This window comes from Streptomyces sp. NPDC056883, assembly GCF_042788835.1.
Lineage (GTDB): Bacteria > Actinomycetota > Actinomycetes > Streptomycetales > Streptomycetaceae > Streptomyces > Streptomyces stoeckheimensis.
Map to the genome: position 1 here is coordinate 396,036 of NZ_JBHUBS010000006.1, position 17,604 is coordinate 413,639.

Annotated in this window: 15 protein-coding genes and 1 riboswitch; of the genes, 8 read left to right on the forward strand and 7 right to left on the reverse strand. The window is 72.9% G+C overall.

Annotation, left to right across the window (positions count from 1 at the left end; all coding sequences use genetic code 11):
* Positions 1-53 precede the first annotated feature (53 nt).
* The 4 genes from ACFRU2_RS18670 (at position 54) to ACFRU2_RS18685 (ending at position 4,463) form a co-directional block, all read left to right on the forward strand.
* Positions 54-1,094, forward strand: coding sequence for a hypothetical protein (locus tag ACFRU2_RS18670; RefSeq protein WP_382973203.1), 1,041 nt, complete (start codon positions 54-56; stop codon positions 1,092-1,094).
* Entirely contained in the window at positions 1,091-1,654 is a 564-nt protein-coding gene (locus ACFRU2_RS18675) for a toxin-antitoxin system, toxin component (RefSeq protein WP_382973205.1), read from the forward strand. Before ACFRU2_RS18670 ends, ACFRU2_RS18675 begins: the two co-directional genes overlap by 4 nt.
* Positions 1,655-1,758: 104 nt before the next feature.
* Positions 1,759-3,228: an NAD(P)/FAD-dependent oxidoreductase gene (locus ACFRU2_RS18680; RefSeq protein ID WP_382973207.1), complete on the forward strand. Its 1,470-nt coding sequence runs from the start codon at positions 1,759-1,761 to the stop codon at positions 3,226-3,228.
* Positions 3,225-4,463 (forward strand): MAB_1171c family putative transporter, encoded by a 1,239-nt coding sequence (locus ACFRU2_RS18685; protein ID WP_382973209.1) that lies wholly within the window; start codon positions 3,225-3,227, stop codon positions 4,461-4,463. Before ACFRU2_RS18680 ends, ACFRU2_RS18685 begins: the two co-directional genes overlap by 4 nt.
* A gap of 53 nt (positions 4,464-4,516) precedes the next feature.
* On the opposite strand, the gene ACFRU2_RS18690 is transcribed toward ACFRU2_RS18685, so the two are convergent.
* Positions 4,517-6,031 (reverse strand): peptide MFS transporter, encoded by a 1,515-nt coding sequence (locus ACFRU2_RS18690; protein WP_382973210.1) that lies wholly within the window; start codon positions 6,029-6,031, stop codon positions 4,517-4,519.
* Between the two features lie 136 nt (positions 6,032-6,167).
* The gene (locus tag ACFRU2_RS18695; RefSeq protein WP_250740668.1) at positions 6,168-7,058 is read right to left on the reverse strand and encodes a bifunctional 5,10-methylenetetrahydrofolate dehydrogenase/5,10-methenyltetrahydrofolate cyclohydrolase; all 891 of its coding nucleotides are present in this window, start codon (positions 7,056-7,058) and stop codon (positions 6,168-6,170) included.
* A 28-nt stretch (positions 7,059-7,086) separates the two neighbouring features.
* Positions 7,087-7,187, reverse strand: a riboswitch (ZMP/ZTP riboswitch).
* A 90-nt stretch (positions 7,188-7,277) separates the two neighbouring features.
* Here ACFRU2_RS18695 and ACFRU2_RS18700 point away from each other — a divergent pair.
* Both ACFRU2_RS18700 and ACFRU2_RS18705 read left to right on the forward strand, forming a co-directional pair.
* Positions 7,278-8,039, forward strand: coding sequence for a class I SAM-dependent methyltransferase (locus tag ACFRU2_RS18700; RefSeq protein WP_382973212.1), 762 nt, complete (start codon positions 7,278-7,280; stop codon positions 8,037-8,039).
* A 213-nt stretch (positions 8,040-8,252) separates the two neighbouring features.
* Positions 8,253-9,827 (forward strand): RNA polymerase sigma factor, encoded by a 1,575-nt coding sequence (locus tag ACFRU2_RS18705; protein ID WP_382973214.1) that lies wholly within the window; start codon positions 8,253-8,255, stop codon positions 9,825-9,827.
* A 4-nt stretch (positions 9,828-9,831) separates the two neighbouring features.
* Here the strand turns inward: ACFRU2_RS18705 and ACFRU2_RS18710 are convergent, their stop codons facing one another.
* The 5 genes from ACFRU2_RS18710 to ACFRU2_RS18730 form a co-directional block, all read right to left on the reverse strand.
* Positions 9,832-11,643 carry a hypothetical protein gene (locus ACFRU2_RS18710; protein ID WP_382973216.1) on the reverse strand — a complete coding sequence of 604 codons (1,812 nt, stop codon included), beginning with the start codon at positions 11,641-11,643 and terminating at the stop codon, positions 9,832-9,834.
* A complete protein-coding gene (locus ACFRU2_RS18715; RefSeq protein ID WP_382973218.1) occupies positions 11,640-12,701 on the reverse strand; it encodes an ATP-binding protein in 1,062 nt (353 codons plus the stop codon). Before ACFRU2_RS18715 ends, ACFRU2_RS18710 begins: the two co-directional genes overlap by 4 nt.
* A gap of 142 nt (positions 12,702-12,843) precedes the next feature.
* Positions 12,844-13,293: an SRPBCC family protein gene (locus ACFRU2_RS18720; protein WP_382973220.1), complete on the reverse strand. Its 450-nt coding sequence runs from the start codon at positions 13,291-13,293 to the stop codon at positions 12,844-12,846.
* Between the two features lie 108 nt (positions 13,294-13,401).
* Entirely contained in the window at positions 13,402-15,492 is a 2,091-nt protein-coding gene (locus ACFRU2_RS18725) for a phage holin family protein (RefSeq protein WP_382973222.1), read from the reverse strand.
* 129 nt (positions 15,493-15,621) lie between these two features.
* Positions 15,622-16,026 (reverse strand): hypothetical protein, encoded by a 405-nt coding sequence (locus ACFRU2_RS18730; RefSeq protein ID WP_382973224.1) that lies wholly within the window; start codon positions 16,024-16,026, stop codon positions 15,622-15,624.
* Between the two features lie 159 nt (positions 16,027-16,185).
* Between ACFRU2_RS18730 and ACFRU2_RS18735 the strand changes: the two genes are divergently transcribed.
* Together ACFRU2_RS18735 and ACFRU2_RS18740 are read left to right on the forward strand one after the other, a co-directional pair.
* Positions 16,186-16,971 (forward strand): MBL fold metallo-hydrolase, encoded by a 786-nt coding sequence (locus tag ACFRU2_RS18735; protein WP_382973226.1) that lies wholly within the window; start codon positions 16,186-16,188, stop codon positions 16,969-16,971.
* A 5-nt stretch (positions 16,972-16,976) separates the two neighbouring features.
* Entirely contained in the window at positions 16,977-17,594 is a 618-nt protein-coding gene (locus tag ACFRU2_RS18740; protein ID WP_382973316.1) for a DedA family protein, read from the forward strand.
* The last annotated feature ends 10 nt before the right edge of the window (positions 17,595-17,604 follow it).

The following is a 17,604-nucleotide window of genomic DNA, read 5'->3' on the forward strand; positions in this document are numbered from 1 at the left end:
TTCACGCAGAGCAACCACATCCACCCTTCTCTCTGCTGACGGAGAAACGCCTGGTGCGAGCCGCCGACCGGCCTGACCTCACCGCGGCCTGGGCCCGTGTCGTGGCGTCGGCGGAGCGACACGGCCAGGACCCGGCGCGGGTGCTCGCCGTGGAGCGGCTCAGCCACCTGTCCGGGGTCGCCCCGGACCACGTCCCCGCGGTGCTGGCGGGTACCGCCGCCGAGCTGCCGCTCTGCGACCGGGTGCACCAGCGCTTCCTGCGGCTGCGCGCCACCCGGCGCGACAAGCACGGCAGGGAGTGGTCGCTCGCCGCGATCGCCGAGGACTTCGACGCCCCCGGCGCCTCCCTCGGCCCGCTCAACGCGGGCACCGGACTGCCCCGGCTCGGCCATGCGGCCGGCGTCCAGCGGTTCTTCGGGGTCTACCCCGGATTCCTGCTCGCCGACAGCAAGAGCGCGGTGGAACGCGCCCTGGCCACCAGCGCGCCCGGGAGCCGGGCGGAGGGCGCCGCGGACGACCTCGAACGCCTCTCGTACCTCACCGGCATCACCCCGGAGGACATCCGGCTCACTCTCGACGGCACACCGCCCCGGCTCCCGCTCAAGGAACAGGTGCGCCGCCGCTTCGAGCACCTGCGCCGCACCCGCCCCCGGGAGGACGGGCAGGCCCACTCCCTCTCCGCCATAGCCGGCTCCTTCTACGCCTCGGGCCAGTCGCTGACCCGCCTCACCCAGGGCGAAGGGCTCCCCAACCTCGCGGCGGCCGCCGGAATCCAGCGTTTCTACGGGGTCGAGAGCGGCTTCCTGATGGCCGGGGACGCCGAGGCGCTGGCCGCCTGCCTCGCCGGGATCGAGCGCGAACTGGAATCCGCGCAACGGCCCGCCGAGAACCCGATGCTCGCCGTGATGCGGGCGCACGACGTGCGCAGCATCGTGACCCGGGCGGGCCGGCTCTCACCGGACGGCTGGAAGTCGCTGGCGGACCACCTGGACGATCTGCTCGCACGGGAAGGGCAGTTGGGCCGCCCGGCCGTCCCGCGTCCGCCGGGCGGCGCCGATGACATCGACCGCAGTTCCGAAGGGGGAGCACGATGAGGACCACACGGGCCATGCGGAAACTCGGCGACGACCTGCTGGCGGCGGCCCGCCTGACCCCTCCGGCCGGGGCGGCGGAGATCATCGGGAGCCTCTGCGCCGCCTACGGGCGCGTCCGCGGCGGGCGCCGCGTCGAGTTCCGCTTCGCCCCCTTCCCGCCCGACACCGCCAGCGGGCTGTGGCTCGGGATGGAGGACCGCGACCTCCTCGTCATCGAGGAGCGCACCCGGCCCGAGCACCAGCTCGTCATCGCCTCCCACGAGCTGTGGCACGTGGACGAGGGCACCTGCGGCCGCCACGGCCCCGGCATGGCGGTGGCCGCCAGGCTGACGGGCCCCCACGGCAGCCTCTCGGACCTGCTGAGCTCCGACCGCGGCCTGGGCTCGGTCGTCCGGCAGACGGCCGCCCGTGCCGACCAGGAGGATCCGGCGGAGATCCGCGCGGAGACCTTCGGACTGCACCTCGGCAAGATCCTCCAGGCATTCCTCCCGCCACCGCGGGAAGAGCAGGTCCCCGAAGCCGTCGAACGAATCAAGAGCTCGTTCGGCTGGGGACGTTGAGCGCGGTCCCGACGACCACACCCGGCGGCCGACCCCCGCCTCCCCGCCGACGTCCTTCCTCAGCCGATGCGCCTTCGCACGGCCCTGACAGAGAGCACCACACGATGACTCACTCCTCCCCGCCCTCCTCCCCGCCGCGGCACGCCGTCGTCATCGGCGGCAGCCTGGCCGGTCTGCTCGCCGCCGCCGTCCTCGCCGAGCACGCGACGGTCACGATCATCGAAGCGGACACCCTGCCGGACGGTCCCGAGCCCCGCCGCGGACTTCCCCAGGCCCGCCACACCCACCTGCTGTGGTCGGGCGGTGCACGCGCCATCGAGGAGATCCTTCCGGGCATCACCGACGACTGGACGGCTGCCGGCGCCTTCCGCCGCAGCCTCCCCACCGACCTGGTCTCCAAGACCGCCCAGGGCTGGCTGCCGCGCCACGAAGAGATGCAGTTCAACATCTCCTGCAGCCGTGACCTCCTCGACTCGGTGGTCCGCTCCCGCGTCATCGGGCTGCCCGGGGTCACCACCCTGCAGCAGAGCCGGGTCCGCGGCCTGGAGGGCACCGCGGCCCGGATCACCGGGGTCCGGGCGGACACGCCCGACGAGGAGAACCGCCTGATCGCCGCCGATCTCGTGGTCGACGCGAGCGGCCGCGGCTCACGGGCCCGCAGCTGGCTGGAGGCGCTCGGCGTGAGCGGCCTGAAGGAAGCCGGCGTGGACTCCGGGCTCGTCTACGCGACCCGCATCTTCGAAGCTCCCGAGGGAGCCCACGCCCTGGGCTTCCCGATCGTCAACGTCCAGTCCGACCCCCGGGTGCCCGTACCCGGCCAGACCGCGACGATCGTCCCCATCGAGAACGGGCGCTGGCAGGCCACCCTGTCCGGCACCCGCGGCGGCCAGCCCACCGCCGACCCGGAGTCCTTCATCCCGTTCGCCAAGGGGGTCCGCGACCCCATCGTCGGCGAACTCCTCGAGGGCAAGAAGCCGCTGACCGACGTCTCCGTCACCCAGGGCACCGCCAACCGCCGGATCTTCTTCGAGAGGGCCGACCTCCCCGACGGCTTCTTCGCCGTCGGCGACTCGGTCGCCACCTTCAACCCGCTCTACGGCCAGGGCATGACGGTCGCGGCCCAGGGACTTCTGGCCGTCCGTACGCTGCTGCGCGCGAAGGGCCTCTCCCACGCGGGCATCGGCCGCGAGGCGCAGCGGGCCATCGCCCCGCAGGTGGCGGTCGCCTGGGACCTCGCCACCTCGCAGGACATCCTGTACCCGGGTGCCACGGGCATCAAGCCGCGCCCCGGTGCCGGGCTGCTCAACGGGTACGTCGAGCGGCTGATGACCGGCGCCACCACCAAGGCCTCGCTCACCGCGGCCCTGCTCCAGGTCATCACCATGAACCGGGCGCCCACCTACTGGATCCGCCCCGGGGTGATCTGGGAGGTGCTGCGCACATCGACCCGGGGCGCGCTGAAGGCGGCTCCGCTGACCGCCGCCGAGCGGACGGTGGCGGGTCTGGACCAGGACGGGCCGGCCGGCACCGGCGGCCCCCTCGGACCCGTCGACCCCGCCGGCCAGGCGCGATGACCGAAAGCCTCGTCCTCTACGTTCCGGGCGCGGTGATCGCCGCGGCGCTGATCGTCAAGGCGCCCACGTTGAGGCGGGGCTGGGAGCAGCCCCTGATGCGGGCCGTGTGCACGCTCCTCGTCGGGGGGTCGCTCGCGGTCATCCTCTCGGCGCCGCCGACGATCGTGGCCGTCAACCGGCTGACCGGCATCGTCAACTTCTCGGCTCCCCTGGTCTACTGCCTGCTCACGGCCTTTTCGGGCGCCTGTGTCGTGGTGATCCTGCACTGGAGCGGGACCCCGGCAGCCGTCGTGCGCCGGGCCACCCGGCTGACGGTGGCCGCGTACGGCACGGTGGTCGTGGCGATCGTGACCCTGTTCGCCCTGGGCGAGGCTCCCGTCGAGCGGCTGCGCGACATGGACACGTACTACGCCCACACCCCGTACCTGCGCGAGATGATCATCTGCTATCTGACGGCGCACACCGTGGGCAGCACCGCACTCACGGTGCTGTGCCGCAAGTGGCTGCGCCGTCTGTCCCCCTCGGCGCTGCCGCTGCGCCCGCTCCGTACGGGACTTGCCCTGCTGATGCTGGGAGGCGCCTTCGACCTGGCCTTCCTCGCGGTGAAGTGGACGGCGATGACCGCGCGCTGGAGCGGCGGGGACCTGGACTTCCTGTCCACCACCGTGGCCCCGCCGCTGGCCGCGGCGGCGGCCCTGTTCGTGGGCGCCGGATTCCTGGTGCCGCTGGTCGGCGGTTCGGCTCCGTGGAAGGACTACTGCCGCTACCGGCGGCTGCGGCCGCTCTGGGCGGCGTTGCGCGGGTTCTCCCCGGGCGGGCTGCGGCCCGTGCCGCTGACCTGGTGGTCACCGGTCGGGATCCGGCTGGTCCACCGCGAATCGGTGATCGACGACGGGATCCTGGCGCTCGGGTGCTGGTTCGACCCCGCCGTGCGCGAGGAGGCGTACGGGGCCGCGCGCGCTCAGGGCCGGTCCGAGGAGGAGGCCGCCCTCGTATCGGACGCGGCCATGCTGGCGGCGGCCTGCCGCCTCCGTGCGGAGGCCGACCGGGCCGAGGCCCACCGGTCCGAGGCCGGTCAGGAGGCGGGCCGGGAGACCGCCCCCGCTACCGAGTCCCACCCCGGCTTCCCGGGCCACCCGTACCGCCTGGACTCCCGCCCGCTGACCGAGCTGGCCCACGTGTTCCAGACCTCCCCGATCGTGGCCAGGGCCCGCAACCGGGCCACCCGCTCCTGACCGCCGGCCACCGGCCACCGGCTCCGGACCGGGGCCCTCGTGCGCGGGCCCGGTCAGGCCGCGGCCGCCACCGCTTCGCGGGCCGCGGCCGCCTCGCCCGTCAGGACCTTGAGCCGCTTGGTGAAGAGGACCATCACCGCGCCGGCCGCGATGACCATGGCGCCCTGCCACAGGAAGTTCCAGCTCTGGCCGATGACCGCGTCGAGCCGGGGCAGCTGGGCGCCGATCGCGTCGCCGGTCGCGGCGGCGAGGAACCAGACGCCCATCATCTGGTTGGTGAAGGCCCGCGGGGCGAGCTTGGTGGTGACCGAGAGGCCCACCGGGCTCAGGCACATCTCGCCCATCACCTGGATCACGTACACGCCCACCAGCCACATCAGCGAGACCTTGACCCCGCTGGAGGCGATGGCCGCGGCGCCCGACATGACCACGAAGGATGCGCCGGTCAGCAGCAGGGCCAGGCCGAACTTGAACGGGGTGCTCATGTGCTTGCCCCGGCGCACCCAGAAGGCCGCGAAGACGGGGGCCAGGATGATCACGAACAGCGAGGGCAGCGACTGGGTCCAGCTCGCCGGGATGTGCCAGCCGAGCAGGGACAGGTCGGTCTTCTGGGCGGCGAACATGTTCAGCTCGTTGCCCATCTGGTCGTAGACCAGCCAGAACAGCGTGGCGGCCAGGAAGAGCCAGACGTACGCCCGCAGCCGGGTCTTCTCGACCCGGTCGATCTTGGGGCTGCGGTACATCGAGAGCAGCACGCCCGCCGGGACCACCACGGCGACGACCGTCAGCACGAAGGTGATGGTGTCGATGCTCAGCGCGTGCGAGGCGGCCAGCAGGGTGACCAGTACGGCGGTGAAGACCAGGCCGTACGCGGAGGACTTGCCCACCTTGGCCCGCTCGGCCGGGGTGAGCCGGACCACGGGCTCCGCGCGCAGCTGCTCCGACAGGCGCCGGCCGCCCAGGACGTACTGGACCAGGCCGAGGGCCATGCCGACGGCGGCGGCGCCGAAGCCGAGGTGCCAGTTGACCTCCTCGCCGAGGTAGCCGACGACGAGCGGGGCGATGACGGCGCCGAGGTTGATGCCCATGTAGAAGATCGAGTAGCCGGCGTCGCGCCGCTGGTCGTCGTCGGCGGCGTACAGCCGGCCGACCAGCGCGGAGATATTCGGCTTGAGCAGGCCGGTGCCGATGACGATGAGGACCAGGCCGGGCCAGACGAACACCGGGTTCGGGACGGCCATCAGGACGTGGCCGGCCATGATCACCACACCGCCCCACAGGACGGCCCGCCGGGCGCCGAGGAACCGGTCGGCGATCCAGCCGCCGGGCAGCGCCAGCAGCGAGATCATGGCCATGTAGACGCCTTCCACGGCCTCCGCGGTGCCCTCGTGGAGGCCCATGCCGCCGTGGCCGCGGGAGGCGGCGAGGAAGTGCACGAGGATGGCGACCATGCCGTAGAGGCTGAAACGCTCCCACAGCTCGGCGAGGACGAGGGTGGCGAGCCCGCGCGGGTGGCGCTTCCCGCCCACCGCCGCCGCGTCCGGTCCCGAGATCTTCTGCATATCCATCGAAGGCTTCACATATTCAGTGGAGCCCCGTCCCGGCGCGGCGGGATCGGTCTTTCGGCCCCTTACCGCGGGAAACGGAACGCCCCGGACCGAAGGGCCCGGGGCGTTCGTCGTACCGAGGGGAGCGGGGCGCGGGTCAGAGGTCCGCGAGCGCCAGGCCGGCCTGGGCGGCGGCGGCCTGGACGGTCTGCTCCAGCAGCACCGCGATGGTCATCGGGCCGACGCCGCCCGGGACCGGGGTGATCAGCGAGGCGCGGGCGGCGGCCGACTCGAAGTGGACGTCGCCGACGTTGCCCTCGTTGTAGCCGGCGTCCAGGACCACGGCGCCCGGCTTGATGTCCTCGCCGCGGATGAACTCGGCCTTGCCGACGGCGGCGACCAGCACGTCCGCCTGGCGGACGATGGAGGGCAGGTCCACGGTGCGGGAGTGGCAGTAGGTGACGGTGGCGTTCTGCTCCAGGAGCAGCATGCCGGCCGGCTTGCCCAGGATCGCGCTGCGGCCGACGACCACGGCGTGCTTGCCGGTCAGGTCCACGTCGTAGGCCTCCAGCAGCCGCATGATGCCGCCGGGGGTGCAGGAGACGAAGCCCGGCAGCCCGAAGCCCATGGCGGCGAAGGAGTGCATGGTGACCCCGTCGACGTCCTTGCCCGGGGCGATGGCCTCGAAGGCGGCGCGCTCGTCGATGTGGTGCGGGACGGGGTGCTGGAGCAGGATGCCGCTGATCTCCGGGTCCTCGGAGAGCGCGGTCAGGGTGGCGACGAGCTCCTCGGTGGTCGTCGCGGCCGGCAGCTCCACGTGGCGGGAGGTGATCCCGGCCTTGGCGCAACGGTTCTGCTTCATGCGGACGTAGGTGACGGACGCGGGGTCCTCGCCGACCAGCACGGTCGCCAGACAGGGGGCCGTTCCGGTGCGCTCGGTGATCTTCGCGGCGTACTCGGCGGTCTGCTCGGAGATGCGGCGGGCGAGGGCGGTGCCGTCCATCAGTGTGGCGGTCCGTGCCTGCTGGGCAGTCGTCTGGGTGGTCATCGGGGCTCCTGAGCGTCGCTGCGGGATCGCGGTTCGCCCAGGCGCGCGGCAGTCGGCGTACCGGATACGGGAGTACGCCGGGCCGCTCCCCGGTGGTGATCCACCCGAACGCCAGTCACGGCCCGCCGTAAGTGTAAGCGAACCCGCGCGGGGCCGGTGTGCGCCCCGGCCCCGCGCAATCCGGTGGATGACCGGGCCCGGACCTGGGACGATCGAGACATGACGCGCACTTTCGACCATCTCGTCGCCGAAGCGGAATCCGTCTCCGTGGACGGCTGGGACTTCTCCTGGCTCGACGGCCGCGCCACCGAACAGCGCCCCTCCTGGGGCTACCAGCGCCTCCTGGCGCGGCACCTGGCGCAGGTCGGCTCCGCCCTGGACATCCAGACCGGCGGCGGAGAAGTGCTCGCCGGAGCCGGGCCCCTGCCCCGGCTGACGGTGGCCACCGAATCGTGGCCGCCGAACATCGACAAGGCGACAAGACTGCTGCATCCGCTGGGCGCGGTGGTGGTCGCCGACTCCGACGAGCCGCCGCTGCCGTTCGGCGACGGGGCCTTCGACTTCGTCTCCAGCCGGCATCCGGTGACGATCTGGTGGGAGGAGATCGCGCGGGTGCTGAAGCCCGGTGGCACGTACCTCTCCCAGCAGGTCGGCCCGGCGAGCGTTTTCGAGCTCGTGGAGTACTTCCTGGGCCCGCAACCGGAGGAGGTCCGGCGGGGCCGGCACCCCGACGACGCGGTCGCCGCGGCCGAGAAGGCGGGACTGGAGGTGGTCGATCTGCGCTCCGAGCGGCTGCGGACGGAGTTCCACGACATCGGAGCCGTGATCTACTTTCTGAGGAAGGTGATCTGGATGGTGCCGGGCTTCACGGTCGGGCAGCATCGGGACCGGTTGCGCGAGCTGCACGAACAGATCGAGCGCGAAGGCCCGTTCGTCGCACACACCGCCCGATTTCTCATCGAGGCCCGCAAAACGGGCTGACAAATCGGGCGGACGCGACCACCCGCGACCGGCCCCCCGGTCACGGCGTGGCGCAGGTCACTCAATTCAGCGCGTAACGAATCTACTCGGGCATGCGATGAACCGACAGGTGTCCTCGTGCGGCCCGGAATACAGACCCCCCTCGGGTCTGTTTCCCGAGTTCGCGCGATGATGTCCCGCCACCCCTTATCTGTTCGCAACGAGAGGCTCCTTGTGTCGCTCAGCCCGTCCCGTACGTTCCCCACGGAGATCGCCGAATCCGAGGCCCTGGTCGCGCTTGTCGAGCGCGGCCGCGAGCAGGGTCACATCAACGGTGATGACGTGCGCCAGGCCTTCGAGGCCGGCCGCATCCCGGTGGACCAGTGGAAGCGGGTCCTGCGCAGCCTGAACCAGGTCCTGGACGAGGAGGGCGTCGCGCTGCACGTCAGTGCCGCCCCCGCCACGAAGGCTCCCGCCAAGAAGGCGCGCAAGGCGGCCGCCGCCCCCGCGCGCACCGTCGCCAAGAAGGCTGCCGCCCCGCCGCGCCTCATCGGTGCGCGCAAGACGGCCGCCCCCACCCCCGCCGCGGCGATATCCGACCCGTCGGCCTCCGGGACCGAGGAGGAGGTGGCGGCAGAGGCCGCCGCCGCGCCGAAGAAGCGGACGGTCAAGAAGACCGCCGTGAAGAAGACCGCCGTGAAGAAGACGGCTGCCACGAAGAAGACCGCCAAGGACGGCGACGAGGCCGAGGCCGCCGTCTCCGAGGGCGAGGACTGGGCAGCCGAGGACCTGGACGAGGGCGACGAGAAGGAGACGCCCAAGACGGGCGGCAGCGCCGGCTTCGTCCTGTCCGACGACGACGAGGACGACGCCCCGGCCCAGACCGTCATGGTCGCCGGCGCCACCGCCGACCCCGTCAAGGACTACCTCAAGCTCATCGGCAAGGTGCCGCTGCTCAACGCCGAGCAGGAGGTGGAGCTCGCCAAGCGCATCGAGGCCGGTCTCTTCTCCGAGTACAAGCTCGAAGAGGAGGAGGACCACAAGCCCGCGTTCAAGCGCGAGCTGGAGATCCTCGTCGAGGACGGCCGTCGGGCCAAGAACCACCTGCTGGAGGCCAACCTCCGCCTCGTGGTCTCCCTCGCCAAGCGCTACACCGGCCGCGGCATGCTCTTCCTGGACCTGATCCAGGAGGGCAACGTCGGTCTGATCCGCGCCGTGGAGAAGTTCGACTACACCAAGGGCTTCAAGTTCTCCACGTACGCGACCTGGTGGATCCGGCAGGCGATCACGCGTGCCATGGCCGACCAGTCGCGCACCATCCGCATCCCCGTCCACATGGTCGAGATCATCAACAAGCTGGCCCGTGTCCAGCGCCAGATGCTCCAGGACCTCGGCCGGGAGCCCACTCCGGAGGAGCTGGGCAAGGAACTCGACATGACCCCCGAGAAGGTCATCGAGGTCCAGAAGTACGGCCGCGAGCCGATCTCCCTGCACACCCCCCTGGGTGAGGAGGGCGACAGCGAGTTCGGTGACCTCATCGAGGACTCCGAGGCGGTCGTGCCGGCCGACGCGGTCTCCTTCACCTTCCTCCAGGAGCAGCTCCAGTCCATCCTGGGCACGCTCTCGGAGCGCGAGGCGGGCGTGGTCTCCATGCGCTACGGCCTCAACGACGGCCAGCCGAAGACCCTCGACGAGATCGGCCGCGTGTACGGGGTCACCCGTGAGCGCATCCGCCAGATCGAGTCGAAGACCATGTCGAAGCTCCGTCACCCGTCGCGCTCGCAGGTGCTGCGCGACTACCTCGACTAAACCTTCAGGTCAGTCGGAAGACCGGCCCCTTGGGTGTGAACGGCAGGGAGGCACCCTGCGGAACCAGGAAGGCGTGCTCGCGCCGGATCCGCAGGGTGTCGCACTCCCCGTCCGTGATCACCAGCAGGGGGGCTCCGGGCGGGAAGTCCTCCGCCCGGAGGAGCAGGTCGATGCCCGGTTGCAGGACCGTGCCGCCCCGGCCGCGCACCCGGACCCGCCCGGCGATTTCGGTCGGTTGCATATAGCCCGCGTCGAACGGCGCCGCGTCGCAGAACACGACGCGTGCCGCCGGTACGTCGCGGGCTTCCGCGTACGAGGCGATGGCGCCCAGCGCCTTGCCGAGCAGGGCCGCGTTCATGGAGCCCGAGGTGTCGAGCACCACCCCGAAGGTGCAGCGGGCGATCTCCTCGGGCGGGAAGTACCGGCCCGCGCGGGGGATGTCCGGGGTGGACGCCTGGCGGCGTGCCGGGCGCGCGTAGGACCGTACGGGCACGGGACGCGGCACGTACTCGTCGAACCAGCGGGCGAGGCGGGCGTCCCACGGCACCGGCGGGTGGGCCAGGGCCCGGATCTCCTGGATCAGCCCGGCGGGCAGCAGCCCGCGCTCCCCGTACTCGTGCAGGTCGAAGCCCTGGACCAGGCCGCGCCGGTAGAAGTCGTCCAGATCGGAGTACGGGCCGCTCCCCGGGTGGGGCAGCGGTTCGCCCAGGATGTCCCCGCGGCCCTTGCCGCGCAGGGTCGCGAGCCGGCGCATCCGGCGCAGGTCGGTCGTGATCCGGTCGTAGACCTCCTCGACGGAGAGGTCCTTGAGAGCCGGGTCGTGCAGCAGCCCCTCGGGCATCTCGCCGACGTCCATCTCGACGAGCCAGCCGTTGACCACGTAGTCGGCGGCCACGTTGTGCAGGTACGGGTCGCGGGCGCCGCGGCGCTCCCCGTGGCGCAGGGCGGCGTGCAGCATCTCGTGCGCCAGGATGAACCGCCATTCCCCGTCCGTGAAGCCGCGCAGCGGGTTGACGTAGATCTCCCCGGCGCTCGCGCTGACGGCGGCGATGTCGATGCCCTGGGCGCGGGCCAGCTCGGCGTCGGCGACGATCTTCAGGCCGCTCGCGAGGCCGCCGAGCAGCGGGTACGAGGAGACGAACCAGTTCAGTGCCCGGTCCCAGGGATGTTGGCGCACTCGCTCCCCCGTGACCCGGTCGCGGCGGCCGCCGGCCACGTCCATGGCGGCCGAGACGCTGCGGGTCAGGGCGTGCGCGAAGGCGGTCTCCCAGTCGGTGGGCGGCGCGCTCCCCCAGGTGCGCCAGGGCACCAGGACCTGATCGGGGTGGTCCCCGGCGGTGCCGCAGTGCTCGTACGCCGCCGGGATGCCGTCGCGGCGCCAGCGGGCGGCGAGGAGTTCCTCGTCGCCGCCGGGGTACTCGGCGGGGAGGTGGTCCGGGGCCCGGCCGACGGGGAAGGTCAGCAGGAAGCGGTTGACGACGGTGCAGCGGGCGGCGAGGTCGAAGCGGTCGGGCTGGGGCCGGTCCTCCTCCTTGGCGGCGGGGACGTGGCCGAAGCCGAGGTGGAGCAGGGCGTGGGCGATCGTCCAGGCCCACTCCTTCGGATCGACGCGCCGGGTGGGGTGGACGTGGATCGTGCCGTTGGAGGTCACCGCGGCCAGCCCGCCGGCCGGGGTGGACTCGCACTTGGCCTGGCGGCAGACGTCGGCTTCGACGGCGGCGAGGGCCGGGTTCCGCTTGACCAGGGCGAGGCCCTCGGCGAAGGCCTGCGTCGCGGGGTCGGGCTTGGTCTCCTTGCCGCGTCCGCCGCGGCTCATCGGCGGGCCTCGACCAGGCGGGGCATGTCGCGGGCGGCCTCGATCAGGAACCAGCCGGGCAGCACGGGCAGTCCGTCGGCGGCGTCGGCGATGACGGTCTGGGCGACCTCGACGGAGATCTCGGCGAGCTGCACGAGCAGGGACTTGGCGCGGTACGCGGTCTGCCGGACGGCGGGAGACACGTGCTCGCGCTGCGCGGGCAGCTCCTTGATCAGGCGGCCGCGGAAGGCCTCGGCGAGGTAGTACAGCAGGTCGCGGTCGGCGAGGCGGGTGGGCCAGGAGGCATCGCCCTTGATGATCGCCTCGATGCCGAAGCTGTGGCGGACGATCTTCGCGTAGCCGCAGAAGGAGACGGCATGCGCGGGGGTGAGGGTGCCGTGCGCGACGACCTTCAGGGTCTGCTCGTCCAGGCCGGGCCCGAAGGAGTGCAGGGCGTCGGAGAGCATGTGCCAGGAGCGCGGCGTGGAGAACGGCTCCTCCGTCTTGGGCGGCTGCGACCACAGGTGGTCGGGCCGGTCGGTGAGGTAGTCGGTGACCCACGGGTGGATGCCGTGCTCGCCGGCCCAGACCAGCCAGTCCGCGGCGGAGGCGTTCAGGTGGACGTGGGTGAGCCGGTTGACCAGCGCGGAGGCGATGGGCCGGGCCAGGGCGTTGTCGGTGGCCCGGTTGCCCGCGCCGATGACGATGGAGCCCGCGGGCAGCTCGTAGGAGCCGATCCGCCGGTCGAGGATGAGGGAGTAGAAGGCCTTCTGCACATCGGGGCCCGCGGCGTTGAGCTCGTCGAGGAACAGGCAGTACGGCTCCTCGCGGGCGATGGCCTCGGGCGGGCAGAACACCGAACGCCCGTCACGGATCTGCGGTACGCCGATCAGGTCCTCGGGGGCGAGCTGGGTACCGAGCAGGCTCACGCACTCCAGCCCCAGCGAGTCGGCGAACTTCCGCACGAGCGAGGACTTGCCGATGCCGGGTGCTCCCCAGAGGAACACGGGCCGCACGGTGGCGAGGCCGAGGAGCAGATCGGGCAGCTGGGCGGGGCTGACGGTGACGGCGGCCTGCACGGGCGGGGATGTCCTTAGGGGGTACGGGCTTACGGGCCTACGGGATGCGGGGCCCGGACCGGGTCCGGGTACGCGGTGCGCCCAGTGTGGGCGCACCGTGTGTCCCGCAGCATCCGGTTTTCCCGGGGCGTCCCTGTGGAGCTCAGGCCGCGGAGTGCTCCAGCAGGTGCTTGAGCTTCTCCTCGCTGCGGGGCATTTCCTTGCGCACCATGGGCTTGACCGCGAGCGGGACGAGCGCCCTGCCCATGCCGCGGCCCTCGAAGTCGACGGCGATGGTCACCCGCGAGCGGGTGCCTCCGTCGAGGGGTTCGATGCGCCCCCTCACGTCCGGGCGGACCGGTCCGTCGACGCCGTGGAAGTGCCAGCTCCTCGGCGGATCCATGTCCACGACCTCCATGGTCGTGGGGATCGCGCGGCGGCCGATCTGCCGGGTGACGAGGATCTTCGAACCGACGTGGACGGGAAGGTCACCCATCGGCACCGCCGAGACGGCGCTGTCCTGCCACTCCGGCAGGTGCGTGGGGTCCGTGATGTACGAGTAGACGTCCTCGGGACTGCGGTCTATGTCGATGCTCTTGCTGATCGCGGACATGGCGACCCCTTGGAGCCCCCCTGATGGACTCTGTTCCCAACGTACGCCCGGGGCCGACGGCCGCGCGAGGGCTTGGGGGCATCTTGCCCCCAAGGGACGTCTTGCCGCCTAGGACGCGGGCGCCGGGTCCGTGCCCGGGGCGACGGAGAGCTCCGGGGGGACCGGGACCTGGGGGCCGTCCGACTCGGTGAGCCAGCGGCGCAGGACCCGGTGGACCGCCTCCGCGCCCACCAGCTCGCCGTCCGGCCGGTGCACCGGCTCGGACAGCTCCACCGGCCACATCAGGAACGGATGGCCCTGCTCCCCGCCCAGGCCGCCGTGCGAGCCGATCTGCTCCTCGAAGGCGTGCACCGCGCCCGTCTCCGGGTCGTAGGCCGAGTTCACCATCACGTCGGCCACGTGCGGGAAGGTGTCGGTGCGCCGGACCGCCCGCGCCGCGCCCGGGCCGAAGGGGGCGAGCAGCGCCTCCGCCGCGCCCGGCTCGTCCAGCCGGGCTTCGGCCCCTCCGGCCGCCATGACGATCCCGTCGACGAGCAGGAATCCGACCCCGGGGTGGTTCGCCAGCGTGGACAGCAGTGCCGGGTGGGCGCGGTCGATGCGTTCCCTGGACGCCCGGCCGGGCAGGTCCGGGAAGGAGATCAGCCCGAGGTTGCCGGAGGCCAGGACCACCGGGTCCGGGCCCGTCCCGGGACGCACCTCGTCTTCCGTCTCCTCCACGGGCCGGTGCAGGGCGGCCCGTACGGCGGCCCGTGCCTCGGCCCCGCTGTGCGTACGGCCGGCCTTCCGGGACACCGGGAGCCCGCAGCCCGCGCGGACCAGGTCCTTCAGGGTGAGCCCGTACCGGGCCAGGAAGGTCTCCCCCGGGCTCTGGCCGTGGTCCGAGAGCAGCACGATCCGGTACTCCCGGGGCGCGTGCTCGGCGACCCGGGCGATGAGCGCGAGGCTGCGGTCGAGCCGGGCGAGCACCTGCTCGGTGTCCCGGGAGCGCGGGCCCGAGTGGTGGGCGACCTCGTCGTAGGCGACCAGGTCGGCGTAGACCGCGGCACGTCCGGCCAGCATGTCGCCGATCACCGCGGCGACCACCACGTCGCGCTCCACCACCGTCGCGAAGGCGCGGATCAGCGGGTACAGCCCGCCGCGCGCGACCCGTGGGCGCTCCCCGCGCAGGCGGCCGCGTACCGACTGGGTGATCTCGCGGGCCACCTCGGCGACGAAGGAGAGCGCCGTGCGGACCGCGTTGGCCGGGTCGGAGAAGTACGCGAAGTAGCCCGCGCGGGACCGGTTGTGCGGGCCCCGGCGGGCGGAGACGGACAGGACGAGCGCCAGTTGGCCGGCGCCGCCGCTGAAGAGGTTGCCGCGGCTGGCCCCGTCGAGGGTGAGCAGGCCGCCGTCCCCGGTGCGTTCGACGGCCCGCCGCTGGAGCTCGGCGGCGCTGGTGGGCCGGTTGCAGACCATCACCTCGCCGGTGTCCTTCTCGTACCAGCGGAAGGCCGGGACGTCGAAGTTGGAGCCGTGCAGGATGCCGAGCTGGCTCGCACCGGTCTGGCTCGACCAGTCGGTGTGCCAGGAGCCGATGCGGTGGCTGCGGTCGAGCCAGTCGGCCACCGTCGGCATCAGCCCGCTGCCGGCCGCGCGGCGCAGCACCTCGTACCCGACCCCGTCGAGCTGGAGGAACACCAGGGCGGGGGTGCGTTCGTCGGCCCCGGGCATGCCCTCGCGGTGCTGGCGGCGCCGGCGGCGGTCGGCGAGCCGGTAGAGCCGGCGGCGGTAGGCCTCGTCGTCCCGGACGGCGAGGGCGGTGGAGGTCGCGGAGGCGACGGCGGACATCACGGCGGCGACCACCACGGCCGTCTCGGGGTCCGCCTCGCCGCGGCCGGCCGGGATCAGGCTGAGGGCCAGGAGCAGCAGCGATCCGTTGAGGAAGAAGACGAGCAGGCCGAGCACCAGGGCCGGCACCAGCAGCAGGGCGCGGACGAGAACCGGCCACACCAGGGCGCTCAGCAGTCCGAACGCACCGGCGCCGATGGCGGCCGTCAGACCTATCTGCGTGATGCTGTCGCGGTCGCCGCCCGCGCCCGCCTGGAGCCTGAAGTCGGGGAGGATTCCGGCCAGGACGAGCATGGTGAGGGTGGACACCGCCCAGACGATGACCACCCGCACCAGGGCGCCGCCCGCACTCCGCCACCGGCCTCGCACCACGCCGAACCTGCCTCACCACCGTGGCCCGCACCGCGCCGACGAGCCCCCGTCCCACGATGTCCAGGCTCGCACAACGGCGCCCGCCCGGCCGGGTGACACGGGCGGCGGACGTGCGTACGGGGGGGCGGCCTAGGTGCCGTCGTATCCGGCGGTCGGCATGGAGAGCCGGCGGTGCACCTCGGCCTTCATCGCGGAGGTGTAGTGCGGTTCGTCGAGACCGGCGGTTTCCAGCCGTACGCCACGCCGTGCGCACTCCGCGGTGAACTCCCCCACGGAGTGCAGCGCGCGCGTCAGCACCCGGTGGTTGGCGGCGACGAACAGGTCGACGCGGCCGGCGTCGATGTCGTTCCACAGGCCGCAGTGGTCGGCGCGCAGCCCGTAGACGAACAGTTGGCGGGTCACGACGAACCCCCGGTCGGCCGCCCAGCGGGCGCACGCGGCGTGCTGGCTCCGGGTGTCGACGGCGAAGGGATCCGTGTCCAGATCCTCCAGCGGGGCCAGGCTGGCGATCGCGGCCACGCGCAGCTCATCCATGCCGCCCGACCCTACTCCGATCCGCCGCCGGGGAGGAGAGGGCGTGAAGGCCCGGTTCCACGGCTGCGGCACCCCGGTTCCGGGCGGTTGCGGCGGGCAGCCTTTAGGCTCGGACGGGACCCGGTGGCAAGCGGGACGAGGGGAGGGGATCAGGGGCCGATGGAGATCACTTGGTGGGGCCACGCCACGTGCACGGTCGAGGACTCCGGTGTCCGGCTGCTCACGGACCCGCTCTTCGCACGCCGTCTGGCGCACCTGCGCCGCCGCCGCGGGGCGGTGCCCCCGCCGGAGGCGGCGGTCGCCGACGCGGTGCTCGTCTCGCACCTGCACTCCGACCACCTGCACCTGCCCTCCCTGGCGCGCCTCGCGCGCGGGACCCGGCTGCTGGTGCCGCGCGGGGCGCCCGGCGCGGTGCCGGGGCTGGCGCGGATGGCCGGGGTGCGGGGGCTGACGGTCACGGAGCTGGCGCCGGGCGACACGGTGGCCCTGGGGGACGGCGTACGGGGCGGCGGCGTACGGGTCCGGGCGGTCAGCGCGTTGCACGACGGGCGGCGGCTGCCGTTCGGACCGCGGCTCGCTCCCGCGCTCGGGTACGTGATCGAGGGCTCCTCGCGGACCTATTTCGCCGGGGACACCGGCCTGTTCGACTCGATGGCCGACGAGGTCGGACCGGTGGACGTGGCCCTGCTGCCGGTCGGCGGCTGGGGGCCCAACCTGGGCCCCGGGCACCTGGACGCGGCGGGTGCGGCGCGGGCGCTGGCCCTGCTCGCGCCCGCGGCAGCGGTCCCGGTGCACTGGGGTACGTACTGGCCGATCGGGATGGACGCGGTGCGGCCGCACGAGTTCCACGCGCCGGGCGAGGAGTTCGCCCGGTGTGCGCGGAGGGAGGCGCCGAAGGTGACGGTCCGGCTGCCCGCGCACGGTGAACGGGTGCGGCTGCCGTGAGGGGGCTGTGGCAGCTCGCGGAGTCGGCCGCGCAGGTCCCGCCGGAGTCCACCCAGCAGGCGATCGGCCTTCCGACCCTCTTCGTCCTGGTGGCGCTGGGCGCGCTCCTACCGGTGATTCCGACGGGCGCGCTGGTCAGCTCGGCAGCGGTGGTGGCGTTCCACCAGGACTCCCTGCCCTTCGGGCTGTTGCTGGTCTTCGGGGTGTCCTCGCTGGCCGCGTTCGCGGGGGACATGGCGCTGTACTGGCTGGGCCGGCGCGGGGTGCGGTCGCGGAACGGATCGCGCTGGCTGGAGGCCCTGCGCCGGCGGGCGACCCCCGAACGCCTCGCCCAGGCGCAGCGCAAGCTCGACGAGAACGGCGTCCTGGTCCTCGTGGTCTCGCGCCTCCTCCCGGGCGGCCGCATCCCGGTGATGCTGGCCTGCCTCCTCGCGGAGCTCCCCCTGCGCCGCTTCGCCCGCGGCGACGCCCCCGCCTGCCTGGCCTGGGCGGCGACCTACGGCCTGATCGGCATCGTGGGCGGCTCCCTCTTCGCGGAACCCTGGAAGGGCGTGGCCCTGGCGGTGGCCCTCACGCTCCTCATCAGCGCAGCCCCGACGCTGTGGCGCCGCATCCGCCCCTGAGCCCGGCGGA